This is a genomic window from Streptomyces sp. NPDC056835 (assembly GCF_042789485.1).
Classification (GTDB): domain Bacteria; phylum Actinomycetota; class Actinomycetes; order Streptomycetales; family Streptomycetaceae; genus Streptomyces.
On sequence record NZ_JBHUBB010000019.1, the window covers coordinates 20997 to 41331 of the forward strand.

At 69.6% G+C, this 20335-nt stretch carries 19 protein-coding genes and 1 pseudogene; 13 read left to right on the top strand and 7 right to left on the bottom strand.

Annotated features, from left to right (window positions below):
- Window positions 1-31 precede the first annotated feature (31 nt).
- The gene (locus ACFRMN_RS22120) at window positions 32-463 is read right to left on the bottom strand and encodes a hypothetical protein (protein WP_383022149.1); all 432 of its coding nucleotides are present in this window, start codon (window positions 461-463) and stop codon (window positions 32-34) included.
- 675 nt (window positions 464-1138) lie between these two features.
- Here ACFRMN_RS22120 and ACFRMN_RS22125 point away from each other — a divergent pair.
- The 3 genes from ACFRMN_RS22125 (at window position 1139) to ACFRMN_RS22135 (ending at window position 2880) form a co-directional block, all read left to right on the top strand.
- Window positions 1139-2074, top strand: coding sequence for a hypothetical protein (locus ACFRMN_RS22125; RefSeq protein WP_383022150.1), 936 nt, complete (start codon window positions 1139-1141; stop codon window positions 2072-2074).
- Between the two features lie 120 nt (window positions 2075-2194).
- Window positions 2195-2464 (top strand): hypothetical protein, encoded by a 270-nt coding sequence (locus ACFRMN_RS22130; RefSeq protein ID WP_383022152.1) that lies wholly within the window; start codon window positions 2195-2197, stop codon window positions 2462-2464.
- Entirely contained in the window at window positions 2461-2880 is a 420-nt protein-coding gene (locus tag ACFRMN_RS22135) for a hypothetical protein (protein WP_383022153.1), read from the top strand. The genes ACFRMN_RS22130 and ACFRMN_RS22135 overlap by 4 nt, the downstream gene beginning before the upstream one ends.
- Window positions 2881-2931: 51 nt before the next feature.
- Here the strand turns inward: ACFRMN_RS22135 and ACFRMN_RS22140 are convergent, their stop codons facing one another.
- Both ACFRMN_RS22140 and ACFRMN_RS22145 read right to left on the bottom strand, forming a co-directional pair.
- Window positions 2932-3168: a DUF397 domain-containing protein gene (locus ACFRMN_RS22140; RefSeq protein ID WP_383022155.1), complete on the bottom strand. Its 237-nt coding sequence runs from the start codon at window positions 3166-3168 to the stop codon at window positions 2932-2934.
- A complete protein-coding gene (locus ACFRMN_RS22145) occupies window positions 3165-4001 on the bottom strand; it encodes a Scr1 family TA system antitoxin-like transcriptional regulator (protein ID WP_383022157.1) in 837 nt (278 codons plus the stop codon). The genes ACFRMN_RS22140 and ACFRMN_RS22145 overlap by 4 nt, the downstream gene beginning before the upstream one ends.
- A 156-nt stretch (window positions 4002-4157) precedes the next feature.
- Between ACFRMN_RS22145 and ACFRMN_RS22150 the strand changes: the two are divergent.
- Window positions 4158-4565 (top strand): annotated as a pseudogene (locus tag ACFRMN_RS22150) (hypothetical protein); the annotation flags it as partial.
- 141 nt (window positions 4566-4706) lie between these two features.
- Here ACFRMN_RS22150 and ACFRMN_RS22155 read toward each other — a convergent pair.
- A complete protein-coding gene (locus tag ACFRMN_RS22155) occupies window positions 4707-6722 on the bottom strand; it encodes a serine/threonine-protein kinase (protein ID WP_383022159.1) in 2016 nt (671 codons plus the stop codon).
- A gap of 98 nt (window positions 6723-6820) precedes the next feature.
- Window positions 6821-7516: an HD domain-containing protein gene (locus ACFRMN_RS22160; RefSeq protein ID WP_383022161.1), complete on the bottom strand. Its 696-nt coding sequence runs from the start codon at window positions 7514-7516 to the stop codon at window positions 6821-6823.
- A gap of 204 nt (window positions 7517-7720) precedes the next feature.
- Between ACFRMN_RS22160 and ACFRMN_RS22165 the strand changes: the two genes are divergently transcribed.
- The 5 genes from ACFRMN_RS22165 to ACFRMN_RS22185 all read left to right on the top strand — a co-directional run bounded on the left by ACFRMN_RS22165 (window position 7721) and on the right by ACFRMN_RS22185 (window position 14654).
- Complete coding sequence (locus ACFRMN_RS22165) at window positions 7721-8710, top strand: GlxA family transcriptional regulator (RefSeq protein WP_383022162.1); 990 nt, start codon at window positions 7721-7723, stop codon at window positions 8708-8710.
- A gap of 159 nt (window positions 8711-8869) precedes the next feature.
- Complete coding sequence (locus tag ACFRMN_RS22170; protein ID WP_383022164.1) at window positions 8870-10231, top strand: aspartate aminotransferase family protein; 1362 nt, start codon at window positions 8870-8872, stop codon at window positions 10229-10231.
- Window positions 10232-10351: 120 nt separating this feature from the next.
- On the top strand, window positions 10352-11035 hold the full coding sequence (locus tag ACFRMN_RS22175) for a GntR family transcriptional regulator (protein WP_383022165.1): 684 nt from the start codon (window positions 10352-10354) through the stop codon (window positions 11033-11035).
- 143 nt (window positions 11036-11178) lie between these two features.
- Entirely contained in the window at window positions 11179-13755 is a 2577-nt protein-coding gene (locus ACFRMN_RS22180) for a dolichyl-phosphate beta-glucosyltransferase (RefSeq protein ID WP_383022343.1), read from the top strand.
- 248 nt (window positions 13756-14003) lie between these two features.
- Window positions 14004-14654: a hypothetical protein gene (locus ACFRMN_RS22185; protein ID WP_383022167.1), complete on the top strand. Its 651-nt coding sequence runs from the start codon at window positions 14004-14006 to the stop codon at window positions 14652-14654.
- A 98-nt stretch (window positions 14655-14752) separates the two neighbouring features.
- Here ACFRMN_RS22185 and ACFRMN_RS22190 read toward each other — a convergent pair whose 3' ends face one another.
- Window positions 14753-15523: an SLATT domain-containing protein gene (locus ACFRMN_RS22190; protein WP_383022169.1), complete on the bottom strand. Its 771-nt coding sequence runs from the start codon at window positions 15521-15523 to the stop codon at window positions 14753-14755.
- 362 nt (window positions 15524-15885) lie between these two features.
- Here ACFRMN_RS22190 and ACFRMN_RS22195 point away from each other — a divergent pair, with 362 nt between their 5' ends.
- From ACFRMN_RS22195 to ACFRMN_RS22205, 3 genes are all read left to right on the top strand, one after another.
- Window positions 15886-16221 (top strand): YbaB/EbfC family nucleoid-associated protein, encoded by a 336-nt coding sequence (locus ACFRMN_RS22195; protein ID WP_078490815.1) that lies wholly within the window; start codon window positions 15886-15888, stop codon window positions 16219-16221.
- A gap of 179 nt (window positions 16222-16400) precedes the next feature.
- Complete coding sequence (recR, locus tag ACFRMN_RS22200; RefSeq protein WP_365749696.1) at window positions 16401-17000, top strand: recombination mediator RecR; 600 nt, start codon at window positions 16401-16403, stop codon at window positions 16998-17000.
- A complete protein-coding gene (locus ACFRMN_RS22205) occupies window positions 16993-17661 on the top strand; it encodes a DUF5063 domain-containing protein (protein ID WP_356515286.1) in 669 nt (222 codons plus the stop codon). Before recR ends, ACFRMN_RS22205 begins: the two co-directional genes overlap by 8 nt.
- Window positions 17662-17779: 118 nt before the next feature.
- Here ACFRMN_RS22205 and ACFRMN_RS22210 read toward each other — a convergent pair whose 3' ends face one another.
- Window positions 17780-18553 carry a hypothetical protein gene (locus ACFRMN_RS22210; protein WP_383022171.1) on the bottom strand — a complete coding sequence of 258 codons (774 nt, stop codon included), beginning with the start codon at window positions 18551-18553 and terminating at the stop codon, window positions 17780-17782.
- Window positions 18554-19023: 470 nt separating this feature from the next.
- Here ACFRMN_RS22210 and ACFRMN_RS22215 point away from each other — a divergent pair, with 470 nt between their 5' ends.
- Entirely contained in the window at window positions 19024-20295 is a 1272-nt protein-coding gene (locus tag ACFRMN_RS22215; protein ID WP_383022172.1) for an aspartate kinase, read from the top strand.
- The last annotated feature ends 40 nt before the right edge of the window (window positions 20296-20335 follow it).

The following is a 20335-nucleotide window of genomic DNA, read 5'->3' on the forward strand; positions in this document are numbered from 1 at the left end:
GGTCCCCGGGGGAGAGACCCCGGGGACCCGGTCACGCCATCCCGGCGTAGAGGAAACCACCGGGCCGCGCGGGGTCGGCGACCAGGAGCACCTGGTCGCCGGTGCGCGGGATCGCCAGCTTCGAGACGATGGTCTGGAGCGCGACGTTGCCGTGGTCGTGGTCGTGGTTGGTGGCTCCGGCCGGCTGGACGACCAGGTCCACAATGGGATCGAAGTTGACCAGCTTGCCCGTGTCACTGATCGATACGACGACGGCGACGGTGGTCGGCGCGCCCATGGCGAGCAACTGCTGAACGTCGGCAGCGGAGTTGTGCGCGCCGATCGCCCCCTGAAGCTTGGCGAAGTCCTCGCGGCCGACGAACGCGCGCGTGGTCCGTCCATAGAACCCCTTGCCGCTGGCCACCTTGTTCGCGATCTCGGCGGCGCGCTCTTCACGGCTCTTGCGCTTCCCGAAGATTCCCATGACGTACTGCCTCCCGTGGCGTGGTGCGGTGTGTTGCCTGGCGAGGTGGACGCTAGGGGCGCGGAGGGACCTACCGATCCCAGGTTCGGGTGCGGGTTTGGGTTCGTGCCGAGGGGAGGGGTCTCCGGAGGGGATCCGTGGGTGGGGCGGGTTCGTTGCGGCCTGCGGGTGGTGGGCCCTGCGGGGCTGCGCGGGAGTGGAGTGGGGTGGCCCGGCCCCGGCTGAGCGGCTGACGGTCGGGAAGTGGCCGGGACTCATGCCCCGCTGGTGGGGGAGGACTTCGACTGCCGGCCCGGAGCCGCGAAACTGAAGTCTGAGGGGCGGCCCCCACTCGCCATCGAACGCACCGGGTGCCCCCGACTACCCCTTGGCACGAACCCGCCCCACACTCACTCCGATGGGTGAACTCCGTTGACGTGCCGGGGGACTTCGCATGAGGGGCCAGAGGTCCCCGCGTTCGGTGGAAATCGCAGGTCAGCCCCACCCCAGTGGGCGGGTTTCGGGCCTCCGGGCGTCGGCTCAGGTCTGTGCCAACGACACTTGCGCTCGTCACTGTGTGTGCGGCTACAGTCACGGACGTCATCGGGTGGGACATCCCGCCCGGACCCAAGACATTGAGGTGCCCCCGCGATGCGCCAACACCCGGGGGCTCGACACCAGGAGCAACACCTCCGGATGCGTATTTACCGTACTAGGCCCACGCGTTCCTTCTCCACCTTCGGCAACGAGTTGCTGCGCGACCGCAGCATCTCGTGGTGCGCGGCAGGCGTACTCATGTACCTCCTGAGCCTTCCTCCCGGCGCCCGCGCCTCGATCCGTTCGCTGGCCGAGCAGCGCAAGGAAGGCCGTGGGCGAATCGCCGATTCCCTGCGTGAGCTGGAGAATTCCCGCTATCTGCGCCGGGTGGTCGTGAAGAACCGAGCATCGGGCCATCTCTCCACCGTGTACGAGGTGTTCGACGCCCCGTACACGGACGAGGTACCGGGCCACGGCGGCGAAGATGGCCGAAACCTGGCCTCCGGTGAGGAGATCCCCGGCGTGTCGGACCCGCTCCCTACGGGAGTAAACAGTGAAGTACAACAACCTCCCTCCCCACCGTCACGAGAGCGCGAGAGCGGGCACAAGCGCGAGCGGCGGGCGCGACTGCCCAAGCTGTCCGTCCCCGAACAGCTCAGGTCCGCCACCGAGTTGCTGCTCTCTCTCGGCCGCCGTGAGCCCCGGCTCGCGCTCGGGACGGTCGAGGCGGTACGGCTGGCGCCCCTGGTCGAGGAGTGGCGGTCTGGGGGCGCGAGTGACGCGCAGTTGCGCGCGGCCCTGACCGCAGGGCTGCCCGAGGCCGTCCGGTCGGCGCCAGGCATCCTCGCGGACCGGTTGCGCCGCAAGATGCCGACACCGCTCCCGCCGGTCGGTCCACCACCGTCCCGCTCCCGGTCGCCCCGCGAGTGCGAGGAGTGCGGCGTGCCACTCGCGCCCTCTGGCGACTGCCACGCCTGCGCACCCCCGCCGCCCCCGCCCACGACCGCAGGCTTCGTCAACGCGGCCCGGAGGGGCCGCGAGAAGGTCCGTGCGGCGCTGGCCGCACCCGTGGCGCCCACGCCCGCTCTTGCCTGACGGGCGAGCGAGCCCCATAGACCCCCGGCCCGTTCCAGGGCCGGTCCATCAAGAGAACGGAGTGCCATGACCATCACACTCGAACGCCCTGCGGAGGTATACCGCAGGTATACTGCGCCCATGGCTGACACCACGATCAAGGTCGACCCCGCAGTCCGCGACCGGCTCCAGGAACTGGCCAGGGATCGTGGAATGACGATGCGCGACCTGCTGACCGAGCTGGCCGGTGCGACCCCCACCAAGGAAGAACTCCGCAAGCGGTACGAGGAGACCAAGGCCTACGTGGAGGAGCACTTCCTCGGCAGGCCGTACACCGAGGAGGACGAGAAGGCCGGCGAGGCACTGTGGGCCGGCATCGTGTCCGGGCGCATCGGGGAGGAGGTCCAGTGAAGAAGGACGCGTACCCGCTGCCGCGCGCGGTCATCCTTGACGACACCGCAGCCCTCGCACTCGGTGCGGGCAACCGTATGGCGTCCCGCCTGGTGGTGGAGGCGAAGAAGGATCCCTCGCTGCGGATCTACATTCCTGCCCTGTGCCTCGCGGTCGCCGAGAGCGACCGGGCGGGCCTGGCTGAGCATGTGGGAGCTCTGGAATCCGTGGACATCACGGAGTTGGATTTCGCGGGAGCGGCTGCCGTGGGGAAGCGTCTCCGTGACCAGAAGTCCATTGACGCGGACTGGAGCGGCGCGCACGCGCTGCACTTGGCCCAGCCGTCGGTTGAGTGGCCGCGCGGCAGGCCGGTCGTCACCGCCGACCTCATGCGGTACCGAGGCGAGGGCGTACGGGTGATCCGCATCGAGGCGTAGCCCCACAAGGGCGGCGGTGCGGGGCCGGACTGCAGCCGGCCCCGCTCCGGGTCATTCGGCCCAGGTGAGGAACCGCGCCCAGGCGTCGGGTGCGACGGCGAAGGTGGGGCCTTCGAGGTTCTTCGAGTCGCGGACGTGGACGGAGTGCGGGCAGGTGGCGACCTCTACGCACTCGCCGCCGCTGTCGCTGCTATAGCTGGACTTGTGCCAGTCGAAGGCGACCTCGATGCACTGACCTCCGGCGTCGCTGCTGTAGCTGGACTTGAACCACCGCAGGGTGCTGCTCATTGTGAATCTCCCGCCAACCGCTCGATGAGGCCCAGCGATTCGTCCGGGCCGAGGGCCTGTGCCCGGATTTTCGCATACCGCTGGGCGTAGGCGCTCACCTTGGCAGGGTCAGTAATGAGCAGGCTCTCGTCTTGGAGTTCCATGTAGACCAAGTGGTCATGCTCCGGAGTCTCCAGCAGTGTCAACCCGCCTCGCAGCCCGGCGTGTTCACCACGTAGTCCTCTGTTGAGAGGCAGCACCTGAAGCGTGACATTCCGGCGCTTCGCGCACTCTGCGAGATGTACCAACTGTCGGCGCATGACTTCCTCGCTGCCTACCGACCGCTCCAGCACAGACTCTTCCAGGACCAGTTCGATCAGCGCGATCGGATCCCGGTCGAAGATTGCCTTGCGAACCATCCTGGCCTCGACGAGTTCGTTCACGCGCTGCTCGGAGAGGGGCGGATACCCTCCGCCGATCAGATCGCGTGCGTACTCCTCGGTCTGGAACAGACCGTTGATCACTAGCGTCTCGTACGACGACAGGGTGACTGCCTTCTGTTCCGGCAACGCGAAGTCCTTGAACAACTCCGGATACTTGTCCAGCCGTACGTACTCCCGCGCCCCCTCGAAGATCCCCATCCCCTCCCCGAGCACCCGCTCCAGCGCCACCAGCATCTCGTCACTCGCCGGCTGCGCGCACGTCTCCATCGCGCTCACCGCCGCACCCGAGAAGCCGAGCTCCTTTCCCAGCTGTTCCTGCGTCATATTTCTCTTGATGCGCAACCTTCGGGCGATATCCGCCACCAGCCGCATCGTGGGACTCGCAGTTTCCTTGTTTTCCGCTCGCGCCATCGCGATCACCTTTTCGACTCAACCGGACTCAACCGGTCACAACCGAGACTTACGGAATTCGACCTTCCGCAAAGGGTGTTTGGGCAGGTCAACCCTTGCCCGACGGACCCCGCGCAGACATGGAAAACGCTAGCCAGTGAGCCCCAGAATGTCCCCATGGATGCGACAACTCGCCACTTAGGTGAAATCGATTGGGTTCCGTCCTGCGGATTCCAACTCCGTAAAGCCGGAGCCCGATTCGATGCCGTAAGGGTCGACGCGGATGACGGCCGCCGTCTCGCCGACATGCTGGAGGCGCTTTGCGGCGGTGAACCCGGGCCGGTGGTCAGTGAGGCGAATGGGCGGCGGGGAATGTATTTCCTGCTCCCTCCCGGAAGCACGGCGCACCGTTCGTGGCCGCCCGGCGTTCAGCGGTTCAACTCGGCGCGGAATACGGTGAGTTACGTGCCGGTGCCCGCGCTGTCGGGTCGTACGTGGCCGCTTTCCTGGTACTTCCCGCCCACCGGCCGCGACCGCTTCGTCCACCCGCTGCTCCTGCTGAACGCCTCGATCGCGCTCCTCAGTGAGCCGCCGGGGCGAGACGTTCTGGAAACGGTCGGCTTCCGGCTCTCCACGCTCGACGTCCACAGCGGGTGCATCCCGGGCGACGAGGCCCCTTGAAACGGGTGTCGCGGGCCCGGCGCCGCCAGCTCTTGAACTCCTGGCTCAGTTCTCCTTGGTGTACGTCGTTGACTCGCCCTTCGTCGTCACCCGGCTCAGGCTGCCGTCCGGCTGGATCGTGAGATCCGTCGGGGTGCCGGGGGTGCAGGAGGACATGGGTTCGCCGGTGGTGACCTGGGAGGCGCCGATCCGTACCGGCCCGTCCGGGGACGGCTCCGAGGCCAATGCGCCTTCGAAGACACAGTGGTACGTGCCGTCGCCGGGCGGGCCGTCCACCGTCAGGGAGAGGACCGTATCGCCCACCTTGCCCTGCTGGATGACGAGTTTGCGGCTGCTGTAGCCCGCGCTGGTGTCCACCCCGCCGGTCCAGGTGCCCAGGTATTTCGTGGGCACGTCGCCCTCCTTCTCCTCCTCCGAGGGGGAGGGAGCGGCGGACGGTTTCGACGAAGGGGCGGCCGGATCGTCGGCCGTGGGCGTCGGGTCGGCCGTGCCGCTCACCCGCGTGCCCTTGTCGTCCTTCGTGCCGTCGCCGTCCATGAAGGCGTACACCGAACCGCCCGCGCCGATCGCGACGACCACTGCCACGGCGATCAGCGCGATGGTGGCGCGGGTGCTGCGCGGCGTGGGTTCGGGCTCCGGGGGCGTGGGCGTGGCATACGTCGGTGCCATGCCGTACGGAGGGGTGGGGCCGAAGGCCGTGGGCTGCTGTGTGTGGTGCTGTGGGTGCTGGGTGTAGTACTGCGGCGGAGGGGGCGACGGCGGCCCGAATCCCGGCTGCGGATAGCCGTACGGTTGCGGAGCCTGTCCCTGTCCCTGTCCCTGTCCCTGCGCCGGAGCAGCCGGAGCAGCCGGAGCAGCCGGAGCAGCCGGAGCAGCCTGTGCAGCCGGAGCAGCCTGCGCAGCCGGGGCCGGGGCCGGAATCGTGGGAGCCGGTTTCGGAGTTGGGGCGGGAGCCGGTGGAGTCGGCGCCAGCCGCAGCGTCTGCTCCGCAGGCGTCTCCACCTTCGTCTGCACCTTCGTCTGCGCCCTCGTCCTCGCCTCCGCCGATACCTCCGTCCCCGGCATCCGCAACTGGCCCGTCGGGTCCTCGTACTCCAGCAACTCCACGGCGTGCCGCCCCAGCTGGGCCAGCAGCCCGCCCGGCAGCCACGGTTCCCCGCGCGGTCCCGCTCCTGGTCCCGCCGCCGAGCCCGTCGCCTCGCCCACCTGGGCCAGTACGTCCCGTGTCGTGGGCCGCGCGGCCGGGTCCTTCTCCAGGCAGCCGCGTACCAGTTCGGTCAGGCCCTCGGGCAGCCCGGTCAGGTCCGGTTCCTCCTGGGCGATACGGAACATCAGCGCGTGCGCACTCGGGTCCGCCGTGCCGAACGGCAGCCGGCCCGTCGCCGCGTACATCAGGACCGACCCCAGGCAGAACACGTCGCACGCCGCCGTCACCCGGTCGCCGCGTACCTGCTCCGGTGCCATGAAGCCGGGCGAGCCGATCATCGAACCCGTCCGGGTCAGGTTCTCGTCGGGGACCGTCTCCAGCGCGCGGGCGATGCCGAAGTCGATGACGCGTGGGCCGTCGATCGTCACCAGCACGTTGGACGGTTTGAGGTCGCGGTGGATGAGGCCCGCCGCGTGGATGTCCTGGAGCGCGTGGGCGAGACCCGACGCGAGGATACGAACGGAACGTTCCGGCAGCGGACCGTGACCGCCACCGGCAGCGGCGCCGGGCCCGCCCGATATGACCGTGTGGAGGGACGGGCCCGCCACATATCCCGTCGCCAGCCACGGCACCGGCGCTTCCGTATCGGCGTCAAGCACCGGCGCCGTCCACGTGCCGCCGACCCGTCTCGCCGCCGCGACCTCCTGCCGGAACCGGCCGCGGAACTGTTCCTGCTCGGCCAGTTCCTGGTGGACGAGCTTGACGGCGACCGTACGGCCACGGTCGGAACGCGCCAGATAGACCTGGCCCATCCCTCCCGCGCCGAGGCGCGCCAGCAGCCGGTAGGCGCCTATGCGTTGCGGATCGTCAGCTGCGAGTTTCTCCATGGCCGGCCGGCCCTTCCTCGTCGTCACGCCTCGGATCATCTCGCATGACACGGCCGAACTCATGGTCTATCTCGAACGAAACCTCTATGGACCGGTGTTCGGCGGAGTGATGGACTCCGTTCCGCTCACTCCGGCCAGGCCGAGTTCTCGATCACGTCCACGAAGTCCGTCCGTACGAACCCGGGCGAGAAGCGCGCCAGCACATCGGCCTTCACATTGCCGAAGGTCGTCTCCGGCCGGTGTTCGATGCCTTCCGTGAACGCCTGGAGGATCCGGCGCTTGAAGTCCGGACGCGGATGGGCCGCCACGACCTCTGCCCTCACCTTGTCAGGTACGGAGTCCAGCCCCATCCCCAGTACATCGAACTCGACCCCCGCCGTGACCAGCGCGACCTCGGGTTCCATGTGAGACGGGATGCCCGGCGTCGTGTGCAGGGCGATGGCGGTCCAGACGATCCGCGCGCTGTCCTGCGAGAGCCCGTGGCTCAGCAGGAAGTCGCGGGCGGCGTCGGCGCCGTCGAGTTCGAAGCGCTGCCGCGAGGCGCGGTAGCTCTCGGTCAGGCCGAGGTCGTGGAACATCGCGCCGATGTAGAGCAGTTCGGGGTCGTACGTGAGGCCGCGCCGTCGGCCCTGGAGCGAGCCGAAGAGGAAGACCCGGCGGGAGTGGTCGTACAGCAGGTCGGTGGTGGTGTCCCGCACCAGTTCGGTGGCTTCCTTGACGAGGGCGCTGTCGGGGATCTCGATGTCGGCGATGCGTTCGGCCGAGGTTGAGGCTGAGGCTGAGGGTGAGGGGGAGCCTGAGGGTGAGGGTGAGGGTGACATGACGGGTCCTTTCGCGAAGGTCGTTGCCTGGGGCATTGCTTCCGCTTCTGTTTCCGCTTCCGTTTTCTGCTTCCTGCTTCCTGCTTCCTGCTTCCTGCTTCCTGCTTCCGTCTTCCACTCTCCGCCCGGTCGTCCCGCCCCCGCCATGTCTATCCAGACGCACATCCCACACATATGGCCATGGATCCGGGCTACCGTGGCCGTATGAGGGCTGGAGAGCGCGTCCGGGAGCGCAGAGAGATCACCGTGTTCGTGTACGACGGCGTTCGGCTGATGGATGTCGCCGCGCCGCTGGAGGTGTTCGGTACGGCGGCCGGGCTCGGCGGCGCGTACAGCACGGCGGTCTGCTCGGCGGACGGCGGTCCGGTGATCACCTCCACCGGCACCCGGCTGCACGCCGATGTGGCGGTGGCCGAGGTCGGCCGCACGCACACGCTCGTCGTCCCCGGCTCCGACGACCTGCCGCACCGCCCACCGCCGGCCGGGCTCCTGGACGCGGTGGGCGAACTGGCCGGTGGGGGGAGGTCCCGTCGTATCGCGTCCGTCTGTACCGGCGCCTTCGCGCTGGCCGCCGCCGGGCTGCTGGACGGCAGGCGGGCCACCACCCACTGGCGGTACGCGGCTGCCCTCGCCCGGCGCTATCCCGCGATCACCGTGGACCCGGACGCGATCTTCGTACGGGACGGCCTCACGTACACCTCGGCCGGGGTCACCGCCGGTATCGATCTCGCGCTCGCCCTGGTCGAGGACGACGAGGGCGTGCGACTGGCCCGTGAGGTCGCCCGCGATCTGGTGGTCTTCCTCCAGCGGCCGGGCGGGCAGTCGCAGTTCTCCGTGGCCGCCCGTACGCCGAGCCCGCGGCACGACGGGTTGCGCGGACTGCTGCGGGAGGTGACGGCGGATCCGGCGGCCGACCATTCGCTGCCCGCGCTGGCCAGGCGCGGCGGGATGAGCGCGCGCCATCTGACGCGGCTCTTCAACGAGCAGGTCGGCAGCACACCGGCGGTGTACGTCGAGTCCGTACGCCTGGAGGCGGCGAAGGCGCTGCTGGAGGCGGGGGAGACGGTGGCGGGCGCGGCGCGGCGCAGCGGGCTCGGCAGTGACGAGTCGCTGCGGCGGGTATTCCTGCGGCAGCTGGGCGTGACGCCGTCGGCGTACCGGTCGCGCTTCCGGTCGACCGCCCCCGCGGTCTGAGTCGAGACGTACGGCTTCCCCGGGCATATCCCTGGATTCCCCGCGCCTGTCCCTGGATTCCCCGGGCATACCCCGACCCGACAGGGTGCCGACCAAAGCGCCTCAGTCCATACAACGTGGCGATACCGGCGCCCTCCCACGCGCCCCTACCCTGGCCGCATGACCACCCCTCATACTGCCGACCCGCAGTCCGGTGCCGCGGTGAAGGCCGCCGACCGAGCGCACGTGTTCCACTCCTGGTCAGCCCAGGGCCTGATCGACCCGCTCGCCGTCGCCGGCGCCGAGGGCTCCTACTTCTGGGACTACGACGGCAACCGCTATCTCGACTTCACCAGCGGCCTCGTCTACACGAACATCGGCTATCAGCACCCCACCGTCGTCGCGGCGATCCAGGAGCAGGCCGGCCGGCTCGCCACCTTCGCGCCCGCCTTCGCCATCGATGTGCGCTCCGAGGCCGCACGCCTCATCGCCGAGCGCACCCCGGGCGATCTCGACAAGATCTTCTTCACCAACGGGGGCGCCGAGGCCGTCGAGAACGCCGTCCGGATGGCCCGGCTGCACACCGGCCGTCCCAAGGTGCTCTCCGCGTACCGCTCGTACCACGGCGGTACGTCCACCGCGATCAACCTGACCGGCGACCCGCGCCGCTGGGCGTCCGACAGCGGCACGTCCGGCGTGGTCCGGTTCTGGGCGCCGTTCCTCTACCGCTCGCCGTTCTACGCCTCGACGGAGGCCGAGGAGTGCGCCCGCGCGCTGGAACACCTCGAAGCGACGATCGCCTTCGAGGGTCCTGCCACCATCGCCGCGATCATCCTGGAGACGATCCCCGGCACGGCCGGCATCATGACGCCGCCGCCCGGCTATCTGGCGGGTGTCCGCGAGATCTGCGACCGGCACGGCATCGTCTTCGTACTGGACGAGGTGATGGCGGGCTTCGGCCGTACGGGCAAGTGGTTCGCCGCCGAGCACTTCGACGTGGTGCCGGATCTGCTGACCTTCGCCAAGGGCGTCAACTCGGGGTATGTCCCGCTGGGCGGAGTCGCCATCTCCGCCGCGATCGCCGAGACCTTCGCGAGCCGCCCGTACCCCGGTGGGCTGACCTACTCCGGTCATCCGCTGGCGTGCGCCGCCGCCGTCGCCACGATCGGGGTGATGGAGGACGAGAAGGTCGTCGAGCACGCCGCGCGCATCGGCGAGACGATCCTCGGCCCGGGGCTGCGCGATCTGGCGGCCCGGCACCCGTCGGTCGGCGAGGTCCGCGGTACGGGGGTCTTCTGGGCGCTCGACCTGGTCAAGGACAGGGAGACGCGCGAGCCGCTGGTGCCGTACAACGCGTCGGGGGAGGCGAACGCGCCCATGGCCGCCTTCGCCGCGGCCTGCAAGAAGAACGGCCTGTGGCCCTTCGTGAACATGAACCGTACGCACGCGGTGCCGGCCTGCAACATCAGCGAGACCGAGGCGAAGGAGGGGCTGGCGATCCTGGACATGGCGCTGGCGGTCGCGGACGAGCACACAGCGTAGCCGCCACCCGCTGCCCCGGGCCGCCACCCGTGAAGGGGGCGGGCAGGTCCGGCCTGCCCGCCCCGAACCCCCTCGTCACCTGGCTTAAGGTGTCCCAAGCCGGACGAGGGGACGGAAAACATGCCCGCCAGCGGAGCTGTGACCCGCAGTACCTTGCGGCAGCAGATCGCGGACGCGTTGCGTGACGAGGTGCTCGCGGGGCGTTTACTGCCGGGCCAGGAGTTCACCGTCAAGCAGATCGCCGAGCAGTACGGGGTGTCCGCGACCCCGGTCAGGGAGGCGCTGGTCGATCTCTCCGCGCAGGATCTGCTCGACTCCGACCAGCACCGCGGTTTCCGCGTCCATCAGTTCTCCGTGGACGACTTCCGGCGGATGGTCGACGCGCGCTCGCTGATCGTGGACGCCGTCTTCCGCAGGCTGGAGGGCGAGCATCTGGCGGCCAGGGCGCACGGCGCGGTGCTGGTGTCCGTACGGCGCCGGGCGGAGGAGGCCGCGCGTGCGGCCAGGAGCGGGGATCTGACCATTCTCATCGGCTACGACCTGCGGTTCTGGCGCGAGTTGTGCGCGCTGGTGGCCAACCCCTATGTCGCGGACTTCCTGCACCGGCTGCGTGTCCAGGCGTGGGTGTTCTCGGTGCCGTTCCTGCGCGAGGACCCGGAGGTCCGCAAGCGGCTGTGGGGCGGGCACGAGCAGTTGGTCGACGCGCTGACCCTCGGTGACGCGCCGGCGGTGCGTGCCGTGATCGGTGAGTACGACACCCACTCGCTCAGGTGGGCGGACAGGCTGGAGAGTCCACAGCGGTGACCGGTGACAGTGACATAGAGAGGGCAGCGGGGGCAGCGGGGGCGTCACGTACGGGTCCGGAGGAAGCCGCGCCGACGGCTCCTGCCGCGCCGACGTCGGACGACGCGGCGGGCGTCGATCCGTCCATCGATCTCTCCGTCGATCTGTCCGTCGATCTGTCCGTCGTCATCCCCGCGTACAACGAGGAAGGGCGGCTGCGCCCCACCCTGGACGCCATCCGCGCCCATCTGTGCGCCGAGCCGGACCGCTGGGGTACGTGGGAACTGATCGTCGTGGACGACGGCTCGACTGACGGTACGGCCGCGGTCGCCGCCGAGGCCGCCGCCGGCGAGCCGCGCGTCCGTGTGCTGACGGGCGGCGGCAACCACGGCAAGGGCCACGCCCTGCGGCAGGGCGTGCTGGCCTCGAACGGCCGGCGCGTGCTGCTGACCGACGCGGACCTCGCGACCCCGATCGATGAACTGGACCGGCTGGACAAGCAGCTCACGGCCGACGGCGGCGGCGCGGCCATCGGCTCGCGCGCGCATCCCGACGCGTGGATCGAGATACGTCAGCTGGCGCTGCGCGAGTGGCTGGGCCGGCTCGGCAACCGGCTGATACAGCTCGTCGCGGTCGACGGCATAGCCGACACCCAGTGCGGCTTCAAGCTCTTCGACGGCGCGCGGGTGCGGGCCGCCTTCGCCGATTCCCGGCTGGACGGCTGGGCGATAGACGTCGAGATCCTGTGGTTCTTCCGGCGGTCGGGGTGGCCGGTGACGGAGGTGCCGGTGCGCTGGGCGCATCAGCCGGGCTCCAAGGTGAGGCCGCTGGACTACGGCAGGGTGCTGCTGGAGCTGGTACGGCTCAGGGCGGCGCGACACGACACCGACGGGGCCGGGTCCGATCGCGATACCGGTCCCGACGGCGGTACGGGTTCCGCCTCCGCCTCCGCCTCCACTTCCGCCTCCGCCTCCGCCACCGGCCGTGGCCGTCGGCGCCGTACGGACCTGATCGTCGGCGCGCTCTTCCTCCTCGCCTCCTTCTTCCTCTACAAGGGGCTGTGGGCCGACCTCGACCGCGCCTATCTCGCCGACGCGGGCTCCGACCAGAACCAGTGGGAGTGGTTCTTCCGGGTCACCGCCGACAACGTCACGAACCTGCGCAATCCGCTGTTCACGACCCTCCAGAACTTCCCCGACGGCGTGAACCTGATGGCGAACACCGTCATGCTCGGGCTCTCCGTCCCGCTCACCCCCGTCACGCTCGCCTTCGGCCCGACCGTCACCTGGGCGCTCGTCCTCACGCTCGGTCTCGCGGCCACGGCGCTCGCCTGGTACTGGCTGTTCGCGCGCCGGCTCGTCCGCGGCCGCTGGGCGGCGGCGCTCGGCGCGGCCCTCGCCGCCTTCGCGCCGCCGATGATGTCGCACGCCAACGCGCACCCCAACTTCGTCGTCCTGTTCATGATTCCGGTGATCATCGACCGGGCGCTGAGGCTCTGCGAGGGCCGGCGCGTGGTCCGGGACGGTCTGCTGCTCGGGCTCTTCGCGACGTATCAGATCTTCCTCGGCGAGGAGGCGCTGCTGCTCGCCGTGATGGGCACGCTGCTCTTCGCGCTCTCGTACGCCGCGATGGACCGCGAGCGCGCGCGGGCGGCGGCGCGTCCGCTGCTGCGCGGGCTCGGGTGGGCGTTGCTGGTGTGTCTGCCGCTGCTCGCGGTCCCGCTGTACTGGCAGTTCTTCGGCCCGCAGAGCTACCACAGCGTGCTGCACGGCGACGGCGCGGGCAACAGCCCGCTCTCCTTCCTCCAGTACTCCGGGCGCGCGCTGTTCGGCGACGACGCGACGGCCGACAGGCTCGCGATGAACCGTACCGAGCAGAACGCCTTCTACGGCTGGCCGCTGCTCGCCGTGGCGTTCGGGATCGGACTGTGGCTGTGGCGGGCCGCGGTGGTCAGGGCGCTGGCGTTCACGGCGGTCGCGGCGGCGCTGCTCTCGCTCGGGCCGAAGATACGTATCCCCTTCACGGACGTGGTGCTGACGGGCCCCTGGCGGGTCCTGGCCCATCAGCCGCTCTTCGAGTCGGTCATCGAGTCGCGGGTGGCGATGATCTGCGCGCCCGCGCTGGGCGCGCTGCTGGCACTGGCGGCGGACCGGCTCGCCGACCGGCGTGCGGAGGAGCGCGGCCTCGGGCTCGGCGGCGCGGCCCTGGAGGAGCGGCGCAGGCTACGGCTGGTGGCGTACGCGGCGCTGGCCGCGGCCGTGCTGCCGATCGTCCCGACGCCGCTGCCGGTACGGGAGCGCCCGGAGGTCCCGGCGTTCATCGCGGACGGCACGTACCGCGAGTACGTCGGCGAGGGCGAGACGGTGGTGCCCGTACCGGTGCCCGACCCCGGCAACGCGGAAGCGCTGCACTGGCAGTCGGCGAGCGGCCTCGGCTTCTCCGTGCCCGGCGGGTACTTCAACGGGCCGTGGGGCGAGGAGCGGAGAGGGATCTACGGTGCGCCGGCCCGCTACACCTCGAATCTGCTGCGCGATGTCCGCTACAGCGGTCAGGTCCCGGTCATCGACGCCAGATGGCGCGCGCAGGCCCGCTTCGATCTGGCCTTCTGGAAGGCGGGGGTGGTGGTGCTGGCGCCGCAGCCCAATGACGCGGCGCTGTACGAGACGGTGGAGAAGCTGCTCGGGGGGCCGGGGAAGCGGGTGGACGGGGCGTGGATCTGGGATCTGCCGGCTACGGGATGATGTCTCCGTAGGTGCCGTAGGCACGGCAGGTGCAGCAGGCACGGCAGGTGCCGCAGGCGCGGTAGGTGTCGTAGGTGCCGCAGGACCTGGGCACCGTACGCACCAGCTCCCTTCGTCCACATACCCACCCCTACGTACCAGCCGCCGTCGACCGGGCCCTTCGCTGAACGTGCCCGTCGCATTACGCTGTCCCGACCATCGCGACCATCGCGAGCACGCGTACGAACCCGTTGGAGAGCGAGCCTCCCTTGGCCTGTGACCTGTGGTTGGTCCCCCTCGTCGATGTGCTGTGCCACAGCCCCGACAACCCCTTCGCCGAAGAGATCGCCGTCTACGACAAGGCGCTCGGCGATGCCGGGCTGCCGTCCGTTCCCGTCTTCGCCTATATGCCGGGCCTCTCGGGGGATGTCGCCCCCGTCGCCGGCTTCGACTACGACGCGCTGCACTTCCTTCGGCGCGCGTATCTGCTCCAGCTCTGCGGCCTCGCGGTCACGCCGGTCGGTGAACTGGGCGGTGACTACGAACAGTTGCTGGAGATGTTCGAGTCGACGGCCCAGCAGTCGCATCTCGTCTGGCACTACGACCACGCGGGCGCGTATGTCCCGGTGGACTTCGACGCGCCCCTCTCGAACGAGGAACTACTAGCGGGCGGCGGCCCGCTGGGCTCCACACAGGGGCTGCTGCGGGAGCTGGAGATCGTCGGCCCGGCGATCGGTATCGACCCGGCGAACCCCCCGTCCGCCCCCGCCCCACCGGCCCGCCCCACGTCCTTGGAGGAACCGGCGACCTCGATCCCGTACGACGACGGCCCGTTCGCCCGGGAGCGCCATGTGTGGCTCGGCCTGCACGCGGCGGCCACCAGGAGCCTGGGTCAGGGCTCGATGATCATCTTCAGCTGAAGTGCGGACTCCGGCTGAAGAGTTGAAGAACGGCAGAGCATGAGGGCCGGGGGCAGGGGGCCGGGGGCCGGTGAGAGCCGATCCCCGGCCCCCTGCTCTCACCGCGCTTCGGGCGGGCGCTGCCTCGGCATGTTCGGGCGGGTGCCCGGGGGCAGCGGGAAGCGTCCCGGGGGCGGTACGACGCCCTCCCCGCGCGCCCCGCCCATCGGTACCGACTGCATCATCAGCGCGGCCGGGCCCGAGCGGAACTCGACCATCCAGTCCGCCGTCTCCGCCCGCACCAGCTCTGTCACGTCCTCCGTGAACCGCCGCAGGACGCCGAGGCAGCGCTCCGCCGCCTCGCTGGCCGTGCCCTCGGTCGGGCCAAGGACCTCCCGTACACACTCCGAAGCCCAGTCGAACTGGAACGTCTGGAGTCTGCGCTGCACCGCCTGCGCCGTCGCGACCGCCCGCATCCAGCCGGACGTCAGCCCGAGATACCGGTCGCACCCCACGCAGGCGGCGCCGAGCAGCAGCGAGAGGTATCCCCACCCCGCGGCCCCGGTCAGCGCGCCCGTCAGATCCAGCAGCGGCAGCGCCGCGCCCGCCGTCACCGCGAGGGCCGTGGCCGCCCGCAGGGCGCGGGCGCCGCGCCGCTTGCGTACCCGGTCGGCGAGGTACCAGTCGACCGTGCGCAGCGCCCCCGTCTCGACCCAGCGGTAGAGCTCGTCAAGCCGCTCCGCGGGCTCCCCCCAGTCCCCGAGCGGGAACGGGCCCCCGGTCAGATCGCCGTAGAGGGGCTGGCCGCTCCCGTCCTCGCCTGTGGTCTCCCCGGACGGAGACCCCTCCTCCCGGGCGGGGCCTCCGGGCTGCATCTCCGGCTGGCTCACCTGGGTACTCCTCTGCGCTCTGCTGTGACTCCGCGTGACGGACGGTGTGCGCGCGTATTGCCTGGGGCTTGTCGATGCGCATGCACTTCCTACCGCCAAATGGTGGTCTGTGTGATCGAAATCCCGGCATTTCCCCCCACGTGGGTGCCGTGATCAGGTAGAGGAGCGCGGAAGCTCTCACTCGAAAGAGTTCGCTTGGGGTTCGTTCCGGCGGGGTAGGGCGAGGTGCCCGGGGACCACGTAGGCTCGCCTTACGGACAACTCGTACGGATGATCCGTCCGGAAAGTCCGTCACGTAACGCGTTCAGCGACGCGTTCCGTAACACGTTCCGTAACCCGTCGTCGAGATGCCAGGAGTGACCGTGATTCCCGGTGGTGGTCAGCCCAATATGCAAGAGCTGCTTCAGCAGGCCCAGAAGATGCAGCAGGACCTCGCGCGGGCACAGGAGGAGCTGGCGGACGCCGAGGTCGAGGGGCAGGCGGGCGGTGGTCTCGTGAAGGCCACGGTCAACGGCTCCGGAGAGCTGCGTGCTCTGGTCATCGACCCGAAGGCCGTCGACCCGGAGGACACGGAGACCCTCGCGGATCTCGTCGTCGCCGCCGTGCACGCGGCGAACGACAACGCGCAGCAGCTCCAGCAGGAGAAGCTGGGTCCGCTGGCGCAGGGACTCGGCGGGATGCCGGGGCTACCCTTCTAGCCCTTTCGCCCTTTCAGCCCGGCCGTGGCCCCGGTCCGCGGCCCCGGCGCCGTAGTCCGGCCCAGTCCCGCTGTAGTCCGGCCCGCGGCCCGGCCCGCTCACCCTCGTCATCTCCGCTCTTCTAACCCGCGCGGACACCAACTAGCGTATGTACTCACCGTAGTAGGGAAGGCAATCCGTTGTACGAAGGCGTGGTCCAGGAACTGATCGACGAACTGGGCAGGCTGCCCGGCGTCGGTCCCAAGAGCGCGCAGCGGATCGCTTTCCATATCCTCCAGGCCGAGCCGACCGATGTCCGCCGTCTCGCCCACGCCCTCCTTGAGGTCAAGGACAAGGTCCGGTTCTGCGCCGTGTGCGGCAATGTCGCGCAGGAGGAGCGCTGCGGGATCTGCCGTGACGCGCGCCGCGATACGACAGTGATCTGCGTTGTGGAGGAACCGAAGGACGTCGTCGCCATCGAGCGCACCCGCGAGTTCCGCGGCAAGTACCACGTGCTCGGCGGCGCGATCAGCCCCATCGAGGGCGTGGGCCCCGATGACCTGCGGATCCGTGAGCTGCTGACCCGTCTCGCCGACGGTACGGTCACCGAACTGATCCTGGCGACCGACCCCAACCTGGAGGGCGAGGCCACGGCCACGTACCTCGCCCGCATGATCAAGCCGATGGGCCTGAAAGTCACGCGCCTGGCCAGCGGTCTGCCCGTGGGGGGCGACCTGGAATATGCCGACGAGGTCACGCTCGGGCGTGCCTTCGAGGGGAGACGACTTCTCGATGTCTGACGCAACGCTGCACGCCGTCAATCAGGATCCGGACGACTTCGCGGTCCAGATCGCCGACCAGATCGAGAGCTTCATCGTGGCCGTCACGGAAGTGGCGAAGGGCGATGAACCCGACAGCGCCGTGCCGTTCCTGCTGCTGGAGTTCTCCCAGCTCATGCTGGCCGGCGGCCGGCTGGGCGCCCACGAGGACATTCTTCCCGACGAGCGGTACGAGCCCGATCTCGGCCCCGAGCCGGACGTCGACGACCTGCGTGAGCGCTTCGCCGTGATCCTTGAGCCGATCGATGTCTACTCCGAGGTCTTCGACCCGTACGAACCGCGCAAGGCGCCCGTGCCGTCCCGTATCTCCGACGACATCGCCGGTGTGGTGACGGATCTGCGCCACGGTCTGGCCCACTACCGCGCGGGCCGGACGACCGAGGCGCTGTGGTGGTGGCAGTTCTCGTACTTCTCCAGCTGGGGTTCCACGGCCTCCGCCACGCTCCGCGCCCTCCAGTCCCTGGTCGCGCATGTACGCCTCGACCAGCCGCTTCCGGCCCTGGACGGCCTCGACACCGACCAGGACCTGACCGAGGAGGCCGAGGACGTCCTGGCGGAGGAGGCCGGCAAGGTGATGGCGGAGGAGATCGCGACCCCGCTGGGCATGCGCACGCTCAGGTGACTCGCGTGTGACGCCGTGTGACGCCGTGTGACGCCGTGAGACGCCGTGAGACGCGTGAGACGCGTGAGACGCGGGTGATCGGCCCGGCCGGCACAGCGGGGTGGCGCGGGTGGCGCGGTCAGCCCAGCTTGGCCAGCTGCGCGTCGATGACGGCCTTCGGCTGTTCCGTCGTGCCCCCGAGGCTCTGCGAGTAGAAGGACGCGAGCGTGCCGCCCTTGCGCACCGCCACCAGGTCGGCCTTGCCGCTCTCGCCCTCCAGGTCGACGGTCAGGACGAAGGCGACCGCTTCGTCGCCACCGGTGTAGCTCCCCGGCTCGACCTTGGTGATCTTCGTCTTGTCCTTGCCGGTGATCATCGTGAAGCCGTCGGCGCAGGCCTCGCCCGCCGCGCGCAGCTCGGCGAAGGCGTCCGGGGCGCCCGTGCCGCCGTACGAGCCGAGCGTGTCGGACGTGACCGTCGAGGTGAGGGCGTTCAGGCCCGCCAGCGCCTTCTCCTCGGCAGAGGCGTCCTTGGCCGGATCCGCGGGCACGGCCACGATCTTGCGTATCGAGGTCGCGGCGGGCTTGCCGACGGCCCGCAGCGACATGGCGTCGACGAGCGGTTGGCACTTCGCCGTGTCGGTGGTGGAGCCCTTCGCCGAGGCGAGGTCCGCAGCGTTGGCCTCGGCGACGCGGTGGCCCGTCAGGTCGTCCGCGGCCAGGACGAGCTTGTCCAGTTCCGTCTGGGACAGGGCCTCGGCGGCGGGCTCGGCCGTCGCGCTCTCCTTGCCCTTGTCCTCACCCTTGGGGGTGGCGTCGGCGGCCGGTTCGCCGGACCCGCAGGCGCCGATGAGCAGCGCGAGCGAGACCGCGGAGGCGGCGACGGCGGTACGGCGGACGGTGGTGCGGCGCATGATGCAGTTCCCTCTGGTTCGTTGAGCAAAGGTCCTCCGCACGAAGTCAGCTGCAAGGCGAGGCGATGCGCGGAACCCCATCTGGTGCGGTGGTGCGGTCACTGAAGGTATGTCCTCGGCAGACCCGGCGATGGCTGATTTCCGCTCGGCCCCGCAATCGTGACGGCCACGCAATCCGAGGGGCATCCGACCGATACGCGTTCCTGTACAACCTTTGCCCCGGTCGGACGCGAAGCGGTGAGACATTGGCGGAAACCCGTCGGTCTTTCGACGCGGCTGGGCGCGTGACGTGGGCCACGTTCCCGCGTGTACCGCGCCATCGGGGGCATGCATGCACACCGAGCGGCCGTGTCCGTCTCAAGGCGATCACGGAGTGGGCGGGACATCTCACGATGTGGTATAGCCGGGACGCTGTGCGGTCGGTCGTTAAACTGAGCCGACAGTGACTATGGACTGAGCGAGGAGCGCACGTGGGCCTTGTCGTGCAGAAGTACGGAGGCTCCTCCGTAGCCGATGCCGAAGGCATCAAGCGGGTCGCCAAGCGGATCGTCGATGCCAAGAAGAACGGCCATCAAGTGGTCGTCGTGGTATCGGCGATGGGCGACACGACGGACGAGTTGATCGATCTCGCCGGGCAGGTATCCCCTATCCCCGCCGGGCGTGAGTTCGACATGCTGCTGACCGCCGGAGAGCGGATCTCCATGGCCCTGCTGGCGATGGCGATCAAAAACCTTGGCCACGAGGCCCAGTCGTTCACCGGCAGCCAGGCGGGCGTCATCACCGACTCGGTCCACAACAAAGCGCGCATCATCGATGTCACGCCGGGCCGGATCCGTACGGCGCTCGACGAGGGCAATATCGCCATCGTCGCCGGGTTCCAAGGGGTCTCCCAGGACAAGAAGGACATCACTACCCTGGGCCGTGGCGGCTCGGACACCACCGCTGTCGCGCTCGCGGCGGCGCTGGAGGCCGAGGTGTGCGAGATCTATACCGATGTGGACGGTGTCTTCACCGCGGACCCCCGGGTCGTGACGAAGGCCCGGAAGATCGACTGGATCTCCTTCGAGGACATGCTGGAGCTCGCCAGCTCCGGTTCCAAGGTGCTGCTGCACCGGTGCGTCGAGTACGCACGCCGTTACAACATCCCGATCCATGTCCGCTCCTCCTTCTCGGGGCTCCAGGGCACATGGGTCAGCAACGAACCGCAAGGGGACCACAAGGTGGAGCAGGCCATCATCTCCGGTGTCGCCCATGACACCTCAGAGGCGAAGATCACGGTCGTCGGTGTCCCCGACAAGCCCGGCGAGGCCGCGACGATCTTCCGCGCCATCGCCGACAACGAGATCAATATCGACATGGTGGTGCAGAACGTCTCCGCCGCGTCGACCGGTCTGACCGACATCTCCTTCACGCTGCCGAAGACCGAGGGCCGCAAGGCCATCGACGCGCTGGAGAAGACGAAGTCGACGATCGGGTTCGAGTCGCTGCGCTACGACGACCAGATCGCCAAGATCTCGCTCGTCGGCGCCGGCATGAAGACCAACCCGGGCGTCACCGCCGGATTCTTCGAGGCGCTTTCGGACGCGGGCGTGAACATCGAGTTGATCTCGACATCCGAGATCCGTATCTCGGTGGTCACCCGCGCGGACGAGGTCACCGAGGCCGTACGCGCCGTGCACACCGCCTTCGGTCTCGACAGCGAGTCCGACGAGGCCGTGGTCTACGGAGGAACCGGACGATGAACGCGCCCTCCGCGCCTCGCGGCGCCGCGCGGAGCGCCGC

Excerpts from the sequence above, each read along its gene's own strand:
- ACFRMN_RS22120 (WP_383022149.1), bottom strand. The coding sequence starts at position 463 with ATGGGAATCTTCGGGAAGCGCAAGAGCCGTGAAGAGCGCGCCGCCGAG.
- ACFRMN_RS22160 (WP_383022161.1), bottom strand. The coding sequence starts at position 7,516 with ATGTCACCCTCACCCTCACCCTCAGGCTCCCCCTCACCCTCAGCCTCA.
- ACFRMN_RS22170 (WP_383022164.1), top strand. The coding sequence starts at position 8,870 with ATGACCACCCCTCATACTGCCGACCCGCAGTCCGGTGCCGCGGTGAAG.
- ACFRMN_RS22145 (WP_383022157.1), bottom strand. The coding sequence starts at position 4,001 with ATGGCGCGAGCGGAAAACAAGGAAACTGCGAGTCCCACGATGCGGCTG.
- ACFRMN_RS22125 (WP_383022150.1), top strand. The coding sequence starts at position 1,139 with ATGCGTATTTACCGTACTAGGCCCACGCGTTCCTTCTCCACCTTCGGC.
- ACFRMN_RS22210 (WP_383022171.1), bottom strand. The coding sequence starts at position 18,553 with ATGCGCCGCACCACCGTCCGCCGTACCGCCGTCGCCGCCTCCGCGGTC.
- ACFRMN_RS22175 (WP_383022165.1), top strand. The coding sequence starts at position 10,352 with ATGCCCGCCAGCGGAGCTGTGACCCGCAGTACCTTGCGGCAGCAGATC.
- ACFRMN_RS22140 (WP_383022155.1), bottom strand. The coding sequence starts at position 3,168 with ATGAGCAGCACCCTGCGGTGGTTCAAGTCCAGCTACAGCAGCGACGCC.
- ACFRMN_RS22165 (WP_383022162.1), top strand. The coding sequence starts at position 7,721 with ATGAGGGCTGGAGAGCGCGTCCGGGAGCGCAGAGAGATCACCGTGTTC.
- ACFRMN_RS22130 (WP_383022152.1), top strand. The coding sequence starts at position 2,195 with ATGGCTGACACCACGATCAAGGTCGACCCCGCAGTCCGCGACCGGCTC.
- ACFRMN_RS22205 (WP_356515286.1), top strand. The coding sequence starts at position 16,993 with ATGTCTGACGCAACGCTGCACGCCGTCAATCAGGATCCGGACGACTTC.